The following is a 12,749-nucleotide window of genomic DNA, read 5'->3' as shown; positions in this document are numbered from 1 at the left end:
CATGGGTAATGAGCGTCCTCGCAGCCACACGTGGTTGGATGCGAGGGACAGGGTGTCCGGGGGCACCGGCCAGCCCACACCACGGAACTGGCAGGCGGGAATCGTGAGGATCTTCGGCAAGGGACGGCACCGGCCCTCCGCCTCCTGGCGGCAGGCCACCGACCGGGCGTTCACGCTCATCGGCGACGGCCGGTACGAGGACGCGGGCGCGCTGCTGACACGTGCCGCCGACCTGGAGCCCTGGCTGTCGGAGTCCTGGTTCAACCTCGCCCTGCTGCACAAGTTCCGGCACGACTGGGAGCAGGCCCGCACGGCCGGTCTGCGCGCGGTCGCCCTGCTCGACCGGGAGACCGGGGCCCCCGACTGGTGGAACGTCGGCATCGCGGCCACCGCGCTCCAGGACTGGCCGCTGGCCCGGCGCGCCTGGCAGGCCTACGGGCTGCGCGTGCCGGGCGACCTGACCGGCTCCGGCGAGCCGGTCGGCATGGAACTGGGCAGCGCGGCCGTACGGCTCTCGCCCGAGGGCGAGGCGGAGGTGGTGTGGGGGCGCCGGCTGGACCCCGCCCGGATCGAGGTGCTGTCGATCCCGCTGCCGTCCTCCGGGCGGCGCTGGGGCGAGGTGGTGCTGCACGACGGCGTCCCGCACGGTGAGCGGACCACGTCCACGGGCCACGCGTACCCGGTGTTCGACGAGATCGAGCTGTGGGCCCCCTCCCCGGTGCCCACCTGGGTGGTGCTGCTGGAGGCGGCGACGGAGGCCGACCGCGACGCGCTGGAACAGCTCGCCGCCGACGCGGGCTTCGCCGCGGAGGACTGGTCGTCGTCGGTGCGGCTGCTGTGCCGGACGTGCTCGGAGTCCCGGATGCCGTCGGACGAGGGCGACGGCGAGCACCTCGACCCGCACGACCACAGCGAGCCTGGGCACCCCGGCCCGCTGGGGCACCGCACGGACGGGCAGCTGTGGGTGCCGGAGCGCGAGTGCGGGGTCGCCGCGCCGGCCGGGCTGGTGAGGGGGTTGCTGGACGGGTGGGTCGCCGACAGCCCGGATTCGAGGGACTGGCGGGATCTCGAAGAGGTCTGCTGACGCCGGCTCCCGGCTGCGGGCCGTGCGTGGCGGCACGCCCACGTACCCTGTATTCGCAACTTCACCCCGGTTTTGAGGAAGGCATCGTCGGTCATGGCGCAGCAGGACACCGATCAGCAGCACACGGGCGTGCTCCCCGTGGACGACGAGGGCTTCGTCATCGACACCGAGGAGCCGGAGGAGCGCGAGCGGGCCTGGTGCGAGGCGGGCACCTCGCGGCCGATCACCGTCGTCGGCAACCCGGTGCTGCACAAGGAGTGCAAGGACGTCACCGAGTTCGGCGAGGAGCTGCGGCAGCTGGTGGCGGACATGTTCGCCTCGCAGCGCACCGCCGAGGGCGTCGGCCTGGCGGCCAACCAGATCGGCGTCGACCTGAAGGTCTTCGTCTACGACTGCCCCGACGACGAGGGCGTACGACACACCGGTGTGGTGTGCAACCCCCGGCTCGTCGAACTGCCCGCCGACAAGCGCCGGCTGGACGACAGCAACGAGGGCTGTCTGTCGGTGCCCACCGCGTACGCGCCGCTCGCCCGGCCGGACTACGCCGAGGTGACCGGTCAGGACGAGAAGGGCAACCCGATCAAGGTGCGCGGCACCGGTTACTTCGCTCGGTGTTTGCAGCACGAGACCGACCACCTGTACGGCTACCTGTACATCGACCGTCTCTCCAAGCGTGAACGCAAGGACGCCCTGCGGCAGATGGCCGAGAACGAGCCCCGCTACCCCGTGGTCGCCAACGACTGAGCGACGCCGCCCCGCACGAGACGCCTGGCCGAGATCTTCTCCCGGTCAGGCGTCGTTCGTATGTACGTCGGATCTTCGATCGCTTATGCACATCCGCTGATCCATAACCAGTCATGCCGGGGCGTATACGCGGCAGGTTGGGGGAGTGAATGAAGCAAATCCGTTCCCAGAGCGGTCAGTCGTAGTGCTGAATGGGGAGTGCGGGGATACGCAACGGCGCACGCCCGGCACGGCGGGAGGGGTGTGCGTCACCGGCGGCTGAGAGGGGTTGTTCGTGCCAGCTTTCCCATACAGCACCACAAACCGCACCGCAGCGACGGGGACCGCCGTCGCGGTTCCGCCGTCGCTCTTCCTCCCGGTCGTCGAGGCGGAGTTTTCGCGGCGGCTGCACCCGTATTGGCCCCGGCTGCAGGAGAAGACGCGCACATGGTTGCTGGAAAAACGGCTGATGCCGGCCGACAAGGTCGCGGAATATGCCGACGGCCTGTGCTACACCGATCTGATGGCGGGCTACTACCTCGGGGCCGGTGACGAGGTGCTCCAGGCCATCGCCGACTACAGCGCCTGGTTCTTCGTCTGGGACGACCGGCACGACCGCGACGTGGTCCACGACCGGGCAGGCGCCTGGCGGAAGTTACGCGTCCGTCTGCACGCCGCCCTGGACTCCCCGGCCCGCCACCTGCACGACGCCGACCCTCTGGTCGCCGGGCTCGCGGACAGTGCGGGCCGGCTCTTCGCCTTCCTGCCGAAGACCTGGAACGCGCGGTTCACCCGGCACTTCCACACCGTGATCGAGGCGTACGACCGGGAATTCAGCAACCGCGTCGAGGGACGCGTTCCCGGGGTCGACGAATATCTCGCGCTGCGCCGCCTCACCTTCGCCCACTGGATCTGGACGGACCTGCTGGAACTCGCCGCGGGCCGTGAACTCCCGGACCAGGTGCGCAAACACCCCGCATTCCGCCGGGCCGCCCTGCTGAGTCAGGAATTCGCCGCCTGGTACAACGACCTCTGCTCACTTCCCAAGGAATTAGCGGGAGATGAGGTCCACAATCTCGGGATCAGTCTCATCACCCATGAGGGGCTGACTCTGGAAGAGGCGGTGGAAGAACTCAGGCGACGCGTCGAGGAATGCGTGTCCGAGTTCCTCGCCACCGAACCCGAGGTCCTGTCCCTGGCCGATCGGCTCGCCGACGGGACGGTTCACGGGAAGGAATTGAGCGTCACCGTCCTGGCCTGCCTGGGAAACATGCGGAACTGGTTCAGTTCCGTCTACTGGTTCCACCACGAGTCCGGCCGGTACCGGGTCGACAACTGGGACGACCGGTCCACGCCCCCGTACGTCAACAACGAAGCGGCAGGTGAGAAATGACCGTCGAATCGATGAAACACGAAACCCCGGAGACGGCCGGGACCCCCGGGACGGACGGCGTGCCGACACCGGCGGAGCCGCCCCTGGCGGGCGGCGGCGTCCCGCTGCTCGGCCACGGCTGGCGGCTCGCCCGCGACCCGCTGGCCTTCATGAGCCGGCTGCGCGACCACGGCGACGTCGTCCGCCTCAAGCTCGGCCCCAAGACGGTGTACGCCGTCACCGCGCCCGCCCTCACCGGGGCCCTCGCCCTCAGCCCCGACTACATCATCGCCGGGCCCCTGTGGGAGTCCCTGGAGGGCCTGCTCGGGAAGGAGGGCGTGGCCACCGCCAACGGCCCGCTCCACCGGCGTCAGCGGCGCACCATCCAGCCCGCGTTCCGGCTCGACGCCATCCCCGGCTACGGGCCGGTCATGGAGGAGGAGACGCACGGACTGGCCCGGCGCTGGCGGGACGGGGACGCGGGCGAGACGATCGACTGCACCTCGGAGTCCTTCCGCGTCGCGGTGCGCGTCGCCGCCCGCTGTCTGCTGCACGGGCACTACATGGACGAGCGGGCCGAGCGGCTGTGCGAGGCGCTCGCCAGCGTCTTCGAAGGGATGTACCACCGCATGGTGGTGCCCCTCGGGCCGCTGTACCGGCTGCCGCTTCCGGCCAACCGCGAATTCAACCGCGCCCTGGCCGATTTGCATCTCCTCGTGGACGAGATCATCGCCGAACGCCGGGCATCCGGCCAAAGGCCGGACGATTTGCTGACGGCATTGCTCGAAGCGAAGGACGACAATGGGGACCCCATCGGGGAACAGGAGATCCACGACCAGGTCGTCGCGATACTCACCCCGGGCAGCGAAACCATCGCGGCCACGATCATGTCCCTGCTGCTGGTCCTCGCCGACCATCCGGAACACGCGGACAAAGTATGCGAGGAGGTCCACGCCGTAACCGGAGGCAGGCCGGTCGCATTCGGCGACGTACGCAAGCTGACGCACACCAACAACGTGGTCGTCGAGACCATGCGTTTACTTCCGGCCGTATGGATTCTGACGCGGCGGGCGGTCACCGACACGGAACTCGGCGGGTATCGCATTCCGGCCGGGGCGGACATCGTGTACAGCCCCTACGCGATCCAGCACGACCCGCGCTCCTACGAGCGGCACCAGGAGTTCGACCCCGACCGCTGGCTTCCGCAGCGGTCGAAGGACATCCCCAGGTACGCGATGCGGCCGTTCAGCGTGGGCAACCGCAAGTGCCCCAGCGACCACTTCTCGATGGCCCTGCTCACCCTGGTCACCGCGGCGCTCGCCACGGCGTTCCGGTTCGAGCAGGTCCCCGGGTCCCGGCCTCAGCCCCGGGTCGGCATCACCCTGCGTCCCCAGGGCCTGCGGCTGAGGGCCGTGCCCCGCTGAAAGGCACGCGCAGGCCACCCGCGAGCCACCGGCGTGCGCTCACGCGGCCTCAGGGCCGCGGAACGTGCGCCGGTAGGCGTTGGGAGTGGTGCCCAGCGCCCGCACGAACTGGTGCCGCAGCGCGGCCGCCGTGCCGAAGCCGGTGCGCCAGGCGATCGCGTCGACCGTGTCGTCCGTCGCCTCCAGCAGACGCTGGGCGAGCAGCACCCGCTGCCGCAGGATCCAGCGGTAGGGGGTGGTGCCGGTCTCCTGCTGGAAGCGGCGGGCGAAGGTGCGCGGCGACATGTGCGCGCGGGCCGCGAGCTGCTCGACCGTGACGTCCTCGTCGAGGTGCCGCTCCATCCAGACCAGCTCCTCGCCGACGGTGTCGCACGACGAGCGGGGCAGTGGCCGTTCGATGTACTGGGCCTGGCCGCCGTCCCGGTGCGGCGGCACGACCATCCGGCGGGCGATCCCGTTGGCGACCTCGGGCCCCTGCTCCTTGCGCACGATGTGCAGACAGGCGTCGATGCCGGCGGCCGTGCCGGCCGAGGTGATGACCGGGTCGTCGTCGACGTAGAGCACGTCCGGCTCGACGGCCGTGCGCGGGTACTGCCGGGCCAGCTGCTCCGCGTGCCGCCAGTGCACCGCGCACCGCCGGCCGTCCAGGAGCCCGGCCGCGGCCAGGACGAACGCGCCCGAGCAGACGCTGAGCACCCGGGTTCCCCGGTCGACGGCCCGGCGCAGCGCGTCGAGCAGCTCGGGCGGGAACTCCCGGGCGGCGTAGGTGTCCCCGGCCGGCACGGCGATCAGGTCGGCGCTCTCCAGCCGTTCCAGGCCGTGTTCGGTACGCAGGGTGAAGCCCGCGTGGGTCGACAGCGTCGGCCCCTCGGCCGAGGCGACCGCGAAGTCGTAGACCGGCAGCCCGTCGTCGCTGCGGTCGATGCCGAACACCTCGCAGACCACACCGAGTTCGAAGGGGTGCACACCGTCGAGGAGGACCGCGGCCACGTTCTTCAGCATGCGGCCAGTGTGCCCCGGAATCCGGCTGGAGGGGACGGGGAAGTGGCAGGAAATCGAAGCCATGCGGCAGTCCTGCCACTGTCAGGAGTGTCAGCCACGCACGATGCTTACCTCATGAACGCACTCACCGCTTACCTCCCGGTCCTCGTCCTGTTCCTCCTCCTCGCGGGTCCGGCGTTCGTGGGACTGGCCCACGAACGCCGGATCGACCGTCAGCTGAAGGCTCAGAAGGCTCAGAAGTCCTCGTCCAGGTCGACCGTGCCCTCCACGGCCACCTGGTACGCCGAGGCCCGGCGCTCGAAGAAGTTGGTCAGCTCCTGAACGCCCTGGAGCTCCATGAAGGAGAAGGGGTTCTCCGAGCCGTACACCGGGGCGAAGCCGAGCCGGATCAGCCGCTGGTCCGCGACGCACTCCAGGTACTGGCGCATCGAGTCGGTGTTCATGCCCGGCAGGCCGTCGCCGCACAGGTCGCGGGCGAACTGCAGCTCGGCCTCGACGGCCTCCGACAGCATGTCGGTGACCTGCTGCCTCAGCTCGTCGTCGAAGAGCTCCGGCTCCTCCTTGCGGACCGTGTCCACCACGTCGAAGGCGAAGCTCATGTGCATGGTCTCGTCGCGGAACACCCAGTTGGTGCCGGTGGCCAGGCCGTGCAGCAGACCCCGGCTGCGGAACCAGTAGACGTACGCGAAGGCGCCGTAGAAGAACAGGCCCTCGATGCACGCGGCGAAGCAGATCAGGTTCAGCAGGAAGCGGCGCCGGTCGGCCTGGGTCTCCAGCCGGTCCAGCTTCTCGACCGAGTCCATCCACTTGAAGCAGAACCCGGCCTTCTCCCGGATGGAGGGGATGTTCTCCACCGCCGCGAAGGCGGCCGCGCGGTCCTCCGGGTCGGGGAGGTAGGTGTCCAGCAGTGTCAGATAGAACTGGACGTGCACGGCCTCCTCGAAGAGCTGGCGCGACAGGTACAGGCGCGCCTCCGGGGAGTTGATGTGCTTGTAGAGCGTCAGCACCAGGTTGTTCGCCACGATCGAGTCGCCTGTCGCGAAGAAGGCGACCAGCCGGCCGATGAGGTGCTGCTCGGCCGGCGACAGCTTCGTGAGGTCGGCCACGTCCGAGTGGAGGTCGACCTCCTCCACTGTCCAGGTGTTCTTGATGGCGTCCCGGTAGCGCTCGTAGAAGTCCGGGTAGCGCATGGGGCGCAGAGTCAGCTCGAAGCCGGGGTCGAGAAGGTTCTGGGTCATAGCAGTCGGCGCGAAGCGCCGTCCTCCAGGGGTGGTGGTCGGGTGGCGGGTGGGAATTACTGGCAGGCCTCGCAGGACTCGGGGTTTTCCAGGGAGCAGGCGACGGCGTCTTCGGCGGGCGTCTGCTGGACGGGGACGGTCTTCGCGGGCTGGCCCTGGGAGCCGGCCGCGCGGGCGATACGGGTCGCCGGGCGCGAGCGCAGGTAGTACGTGGTCTTCAGGCCCGACTTCCATGCGTACGCGTACATCGAGGAGAGCTTGCCGATCGTCGGCGTCTCCAGGAACAGGTTCAGCGACTGCGCCTGGTCCAGGTACGGGGTGCGGGCGGCGGCCATGTCGATCAGGCCGCGTTGCGGGATCTCCCACGCCGTGCGGTACAGGGCGCGCACGTCGGCCGGGATCCACGCGAAGTCCTGCACCGAGCCGCCCGACTCGCGCAGCGCCTCACGTGTGCGGGCGTCCCAGACGCCCAGCGCCTTGAGGTCCTGCACCAGGTAGGAGTTGACCTGCAGGAACTCGCCGGACAGCGTCTCGCGCTTGAACAGGTTGGACACCTGCGGCTCGATGCACTCGTAGACGCCCGCGATCGAGGCGATCGTCGCGGTCGGCGCGATGGCGAGCAGCAGGGAGTTGCGCATGCCGACGGAGGCGATCCGCTCGCGCAGGGCCGCCCAGCGCTCCGGCCAGGTGAACTCCACGCCGTAGTGGTCGGGGTGCAGCACCCCGCGTGCCGCGCGGGTCTTGTCCCAGGCGGGCAGCGGGCCGTTCCGCTCGGCGAGGTCGGCGGAGGCCTCGTACGCGGCGAGCATGATCCGCTCGGCGATGCGCGTGGAGAGCGCCTTGGCCTCGGGGGAGTCGAAGGGCAGCCGCAGCTTGAAGAAGACGTCCTGGAGGCCCATCGCGCCCAGGCCCACCGGACGCCAGCGGGCGTTGGAGCGGCCCGCCTGCTCGGTGGGGTAGAAGTTGATGTCGACGACGCGGTCGAGGAAGGTGACCGCCGTGCGGACGGTGCCGTCCAGCCGCTCCCAGTCGATGTCGCCGGTCGCCGTGTCGACGAACGCGCCCAGGTTGACCGACCCCAGGTTGCAGACCGCCGTCTCCCCGTCGTCGGTGACCTCCAGGATCTCCGTGCACAGGTTGGAGGAGTGCACGACGTGCCCCGGCTCGGCCGTCTGGTTGGCGGTGCGGTTGGCGGCGTCCTTGAAGGTCATCCACCCGTTGCCGGTCTGCGCGAGGGTGCGCATCATCCGGCCGTACAGCTCGCGGGCCGGAATGGTCTTCTTCGCCAGACCCTCCGCCTCGGCCTTGCGGTAGGCGGCGTCGAACTCATCGCCCCACAGGTCGACCAGCTCCGGCACGTCGGCGGGGGAGAACAGCGACCACTCGGCGTCCGCGTTCACACGGCGCATGAACTCGTCCGGGATCCAGTGCGCCAGGTTGAGATTGTGCGTACGGCGGGCGTCCTCACCGGTGTTGTCCCGCAGCTCCAGGAACTCCTCGATGTCGGAGTGCCAGGTCTCCAGGTAGACCGCCGCCGCGCCCTTGCGCCGGCCGCCCTGGTTCACGGCGGCGACCGACGCGTCCAGCGTCTTCAGGAACGGGACGATGCCGTTGGAGTGCCCGTTGGTGCCGCGGATCAGCGAACCCCGGGAGCGGATGCGGGAGTACGACAGCCCGATGCCGCCGGCGTGCTTGGAGAGGCGGGCGACCTGGTGGTACCGGTCGTAGATGGAGTCCAGCTCGTCCAGCGGGGAGTCGAGGAGGTAGCAGGACGACATCTGGGGGTGCCGCGTACCGGAGTTGAAGAGGGTGGGGGAGGACGGCAGATAGTCGAGGCGGCTCATCAGGCCGTACAGCGCGGCGACTTCGTCGACCGAGCGGGGGGTGTCGTCCTCGGCGAGACCGGCGGCGACGCGCAGCAGGAAGTGCTGGGGCGTCTCGACGACCTTGCGGGTGATCGGGTGGCGCAGCAGGTAGCGGCTGTGCAGGGTGCGCAGCCCGAAGTAGCCGAAGCGGTCGTCGGCCTCCGTGTCGACCAGCGCGTCGAGGCGGCGGCCGTGGAGGCGGGCGAACTCGGCGGTGCGGTCGGCGATCAGGCCCTCGCGGTGGCCCACGGCGATGGACTCGGTGAACGAGGTGACGCCCTGTGAGGCGGCCTCGGCGCGGATGCCGATGGTCAGCAGCCGGGCGGCCAGCCGGGAGTAGGCGGGGTCCTCGGAGATCAGGCCCGCGGCGGCCTCCGTGGCCAGTTCGCGCAGCTCCGCGAGGACCTCCTCGTGGCTGCCCCGGGCGGAGCGGCCGCGCAGTGCGGCGGCGGCGACCCGTCCGGGGTCGGCGGCGGGCAGGTCGGCGGTCAGCTCGGTCAGGGTCCGCAGCAGTGCGGCGCCGGGACCGTCGTCCTCCACGGGGGTGACTGCTGAAGCCGGACCGGCTGGCGCGATGGTCACGTGGGGCTCTCCCTCGCTCGGCGGGGCCTGGCGGAGGGCAGGGGCAGCACGCGAGCGCGCACGGCGTCGCGTCCACCGGCCCACTCCGCGAGGCCCGGACGTCGGGCGTCCGGACCGGATGGGCCGGACGCGCTGCCGGCAGGTCCTCGGACTGGACTGGCGTGCGGTGATGCACGAGTACACCGTTGCGGGACAGTTCCGGATTCGCACCGGATTCCCCTGCGGCGACAGCGAGCACGAGCATACATCTTGTGCTCACCCGCCACGCCACCCCCAGATGTTGTGTCGCGGCGGCTCCAGAGCGTCAGCCGGCAGGTGAGGAGAGTGATCCGGTCCAGGTGGCGTGCGGATTCCGGCGGGACCGGAGAAGGCGAGCGCCCCCGCCCCGGCGCCGCTGCCGGGGCGGGGGCGCTCGCCCCGCGTCAGTGGCTCGTACCCGCCGTCGCCGGCGGGAGCTCCACCTGCACGCCCGGGTCGCCCGCGTCCGCCGTGTAGTCCGCCGGGGACGTCTCGTCGACGCCGTCGGGGGCCTTCACAGCCTTCAGGGCGAACGTCAGGACCACCGTGACGACGACGTTGAGCACGAACGCCGTCAGACCGATGTAGCCGATCTCGCCGATGCCGGGGATCTCCTTGGCGGAGCCGCCGAAGTGCTTCTGCGTCGGGGAGGCGACGCCGTACGCGGCGAGGGTGCCGTAGACCATGCCCACCGCCCAGCCGGCGAGCAGCGCCCACCGGTGGAACCAGCGGGTGAACAGACCGCCGACCAGGGCCGGGAAGGTCTGCAGGATCCAGATGCCGCCCAGCAGCTGGAAGTTGATGGCGACCGTCTTGTCCATGGTGAGGACGAAGACCAGCGCGCCCACCTTCACCAGCAGGGACACGATCTTGGAGACCCGCGTCTCCTCCTTCGGTGTGGCGTCCGGCTTGATGAAGTCCTTGTAGATGTTGCGGGTGAACAGGTTCGCCGCCGCGATCGACATGATGGCCGCCGGGACCAGCGCGCCGATGCCGATCGCCGCGAAGGCCACGCCCGCGAACCAGTCCGGGAACATGTCCTCGAACAACTGCGGGATCGCCAGCTGCCCGTTGGTGACCTTGACGCCGGCCGCGATGGCCATGAAGCCCAGCAGTGCGAGCAGCCCGAGCATCAGGGAGTACAGCGGCAGGATCGTGGTGTTGCGCCGGATCACCTCACGGCTGCGCGAGGACAGCGTCGCGGTGATCGAGTGCGGGTACATGAACAGCGCCAGCGCGGAGCCCAAGGCCAGCGTGGCGTACGTCCACTGGCCCGCCTCGGCCGGCGCCAGGGCCCCGCGCGGCTTGCCGGTCGCGGGGTTGGTCTGGCTGAACGCGTCGCCCGCCCTGGCGAACACCTCGTCGAAACCGCCCAGTTTGATCGGGATGTAGATGATCGCCACCGCGATGACGATGTAGATCAGCGTGTCCTTCACGAACGCGATGAGCGCCGGGGCCCGCAGTCCCGAGGAGTAGGTGTACGCGGCCAGCACGCCGAACGCGATCAGCAACGGCAGGTCCTTGACGAACCAGTTGGTGTCCTCGCCGCCGCCGACGCCCATCACGTCCAGCACGGCCTGGATGCCGACGAGCTGGAGCGCGATGTACGGCATCGTGGCGAGGATGCCGGTCAGGGCGACCGCCAGCGACAGCCCCTTCGAGCCGAACCGGCCGCGCACGAAGTCCGAGGTCGTCACGTACCCGTGCTTGTGGGACACCGACCACAGCCGCGGCAGGAAGGTGAAGATCAGCGGGTACACCAGGATCGTGTAGGGCACCGCGAAGAAGCCCGCCGCACCCGCCGCGTAGATCGCCGCCGGGACGGCGACGAAGGTGTACGCGGTGTACAGGTCGCCGCCCAGCAGGAACCAGGTGACCCAGGTTCCGAACGACCGGCCGCCCAGGCCCCATTCGTCGAGGCTGTGCTCGTTCTCGGCCTTGCGCCAGCGCGCGGCCAGGAAGCCCATGACCGTGACGGCCAGGAAGAAGAAGATGAAGACGGCGAGCGCGACGCCGTTCACGCCGTCGTTCACTTCGCCGTACCCCCGTCCCGGCTCTTGCCGGCACCGCGGGAGCGCTGGTCACGCTGCCACAGCTTGTACGCGGTCATCGTGAGCGCGGTGGAGATCAGCACCCACAGCATCTGGTACCAGTAGAAGAAGGGGATCCCGGCGACCGCCGGTTCCACTTTGGCGTAAGAACCGACCCACAGCATCGCCACGAAGGGCGCGAACAAGCAGAGACCGATGACGACGCGCACGGGCGTCACCACCGGACCTCTCGACACCTCTGGGGCTTCCGACATTCAGGCCACTCCGTCCCCTTGTTGATCACCTGTGCAAACGCGCAGGCAATGTAGGTGACGGATAAAGCCCAGCGGAAGACCCCGTCCGGATATCGGTCCCAGTCTTCCCGCTGCGCCCGCGGTCAGTCCTGCGGCCGCTTCAGCCGTGCGACGAACTTGTAGCGGTCCCCCCGGTACACCGAGCGCACCCATTCCACCGGTTCGCCCTCCTTGTCCAGGGAGTGCCGGGAGAGCATCAGCATGGGCAGCCCCACGTCGGTGCCGAGCAGACCGGCCTCGCGCGGTGTGGCGAGGGAGGTCTCGATGGTCTCCTCGGCCTCGGCGAGACGGACGTCGTAGACCTCGGCGAGTGCGGTGTACAGGGACGTGTACTTCACGAGCGAGCGGCGCAGGGCCGGGAAGCGCTTCGCGCTCAGGTGGGTCGTCTCGATCGCCATCGGCTCGCCGTTGGCCATGCGCAGCCGCTCGATGCGCAGGACGCGCCCGCCCGCGGTGATGTCGAGCAGGCCGGCGAGGGTGTCGTCGGCGGTGATGTAGCCGATGTCGAGGAGCTGCGAGGTGGGTTCGAGCCCCTGGGCGCGCATGTCCTCGGTGTAGGAGGTCAGTTGCAGCGCCTGGGAGACCTTGGGCTTGGCGACGAACGTGCCCTTGCCCTGGATGCGCTCCAGCCGGCCCTCGACGACCAGTTCCTGCAGGGCCTGGCGCACGGTCGTGCGCGAGGTGTCGAACTCGGCCGCGAGCGTCCGCTCGGGCGGCACCGGCGTGCCGGGCTCCTGCGTCTGCGTCATGTCGAGCAGGTGCTTCTTCAGGCGGTAGTACTTGGGCACGCGCGCGGTGCGGACGGTCGCCCCACCCTCGTTCTCCGCACTGCTGACGTCGGTGCTCATGGCCTGCCTTCCGGCTCCGGATGCGGGTCGCATCGTGATGCGGCGACGCCGCCCCGTGCGCCGCGTCCCCGTGATCCCTCTGTATACCGTCGCGACCCTTGCTGGTCTAGTCCATACGGCAAGTGGTCTAGCGGCTCAGCATGCCACGCGGGCCGTGTTTTCAAGGGCTTCTTACTTAAAGGTTCCTTCATATGTAGGTCCCATAACGGCTGGTCAAACGCCTTTCCGCCACCCTTGACACCGCTGTGG

At 69.7% G+C, this 12,749-nt stretch carries 10 protein-coding genes and 1 riboswitch; of the genes, 4 read left to right on the top strand and 6 right to left on the bottom strand.

The window, feature by feature from the left end:
* Positions 1–103 precede the first annotated feature (103 nt).
* The 4 genes from ACIOC0_RS33500 (at position 104) to ACIOC0_RS33485 (ending at position 4,603) form a co-directional block, all read left to right on the top strand.
* Positions 104–1,084 carry a hypothetical protein gene (locus ACIOC0_RS33500; RefSeq protein WP_130443680.1) on the top strand — a complete coding sequence of 327 codons (981 nt, stop codon included), beginning with the start codon at positions 104–106 and terminating at the stop codon, positions 1,082–1,084.
* Between the two features lie 93 nt (positions 1,085–1,177).
* Positions 1,178–1,828: a peptide deformylase gene (def, locus tag ACIOC0_RS33495; RefSeq protein WP_402159470.1), complete on the top strand. Its 651-nt coding sequence runs from the start codon at positions 1,178–1,180 to the stop codon at positions 1,826–1,828.
* Between the two features lie 274 nt (positions 1,829–2,102).
* Positions 2,103–3,200, top strand: a complete 1,098-nt coding sequence (gene cyc1, locus ACIOC0_RS33490) for an epi-isozizaene synthase (RefSeq protein WP_402159469.1) — start codon at positions 2,103–2,105, stop codon at positions 3,198–3,200.
* On the top strand, positions 3,197–4,603 hold the full coding sequence (locus tag ACIOC0_RS33485; RefSeq protein ID WP_402159468.1) for a cytochrome P450: 1,407 nt from the start codon (positions 3,197–3,199) through the stop codon (positions 4,601–4,603). Before cyc1 ends, ACIOC0_RS33485 begins: the two co-directional genes overlap by 4 nt.
* A gap of 39 nt (positions 4,604–4,642) precedes the next feature.
* Here ACIOC0_RS33485 and ACIOC0_RS33480 read toward each other — a convergent pair whose 3' ends face one another.
* From ACIOC0_RS33480 to ACIOC0_RS33455, 6 genes are all read right to left on the bottom strand, one after another.
* Positions 4,643–5,605 (bottom strand): GlxA family transcriptional regulator, encoded by a 963-nt coding sequence (locus tag ACIOC0_RS33480; RefSeq protein ID WP_402159467.1) that lies wholly within the window; start codon positions 5,603–5,605, stop codon positions 4,643–4,645.
* 233 nt (positions 5,606–5,838) lie between these two features.
* Positions 5,839–6,843 carry a ribonucleotide-diphosphate reductase subunit beta gene (locus tag ACIOC0_RS33475; RefSeq protein WP_402159466.1) on the bottom strand — a complete coding sequence of 335 codons (1,005 nt, stop codon included), beginning with the start codon at positions 6,841–6,843 and terminating at the stop codon, positions 5,839–5,841.
* 56 nt (positions 6,844–6,899) lie between these two features.
* On the bottom strand, positions 6,900–9,290 hold the full coding sequence (locus tag ACIOC0_RS33470) for a ribonucleoside-diphosphate reductase subunit alpha (RefSeq protein WP_402159465.1): 2,391 nt from the start codon (positions 9,288–9,290) through the stop codon (positions 6,900–6,902).
* 119 nt (positions 9,291–9,409) lie between these two features.
* Positions 9,410–9,547: riboswitch (cobalamin riboswitch) on the bottom strand.
* Positions 9,548–9,712: 165 nt separating this feature from the next.
* Positions 9,713–11,341, bottom strand: coding sequence for a monocarboxylate uptake permease MctP (mctP, locus tag ACIOC0_RS33465; RefSeq protein WP_402159464.1), 1,629 nt, complete (start codon positions 11,339–11,341; stop codon positions 9,713–9,715).
* Positions 11,338–11,613 carry a DUF3311 domain-containing protein gene (locus ACIOC0_RS33460; protein ID WP_402159463.1) on the bottom strand — a complete coding sequence of 92 codons (276 nt, stop codon included), beginning with the start codon at positions 11,611–11,613 and terminating at the stop codon, positions 11,338–11,340. The genes mctP and ACIOC0_RS33460 overlap by 4 nt, the downstream gene beginning before the upstream one ends.
* A gap of 122 nt (positions 11,614–11,735) precedes the next feature.
* Complete coding sequence (locus tag ACIOC0_RS33455) at positions 11,736–12,500, bottom strand: GntR family transcriptional regulator (RefSeq protein ID WP_352250388.1); 765 nt, start codon at positions 12,498–12,500, stop codon at positions 11,736–11,738.
* Positions 12,501–12,749: the final 249 nt, after the last annotated feature.

The organism is Streptomyces sp. NPDC088254, assembly GCF_044740925.1.
Classification (GTDB): Bacteria; Actinomycetota; Actinomycetes; order Streptomycetales; family Streptomycetaceae; genus Streptomyces.
This window is presented reverse-complemented; position numbering and strand designations above follow the sequence as displayed.

Bases quoted from the DNA above. Each gene is read 5' to 3' on its own strand.
- def (WP_402159470.1), top strand. From the start codon at position 1,178: ATGGCGCAGCAGGACACCGATCAGCAGCACACGGGCGTGCTCCCCGTG.
- ACIOC0_RS33485 (WP_402159468.1), top strand. From the start codon at position 3,197: ATGACCGTCGAATCGATGAAACACGAAACCCCGGAGACGGCCGGGACC.
- ACIOC0_RS33480 (WP_402159467.1), bottom strand. From the start codon at position 5,605: ATGCTGAAGAACGTGGCCGCGGTCCTCCTCGACGGTGTGCACCCCTTC.
- ACIOC0_RS33475 (WP_402159466.1), bottom strand. From the start codon at position 6,843: ATGACCCAGAACCTTCTCGACCCCGGCTTCGAGCTGACTCTGCGCCCC.
- ACIOC0_RS33460 (WP_402159463.1), bottom strand. From the start codon at position 11,613: ATGTCGGAAGCCCCAGAGGTGTCGAGAGGTCCGGTGGTGACGCCCGTG.
- ACIOC0_RS33455 (WP_352250388.1), bottom strand. From the start codon at position 12,500: ATGAGCACCGACGTCAGCAGTGCGGAGAACGAGGGTGGGGCGACCGTC.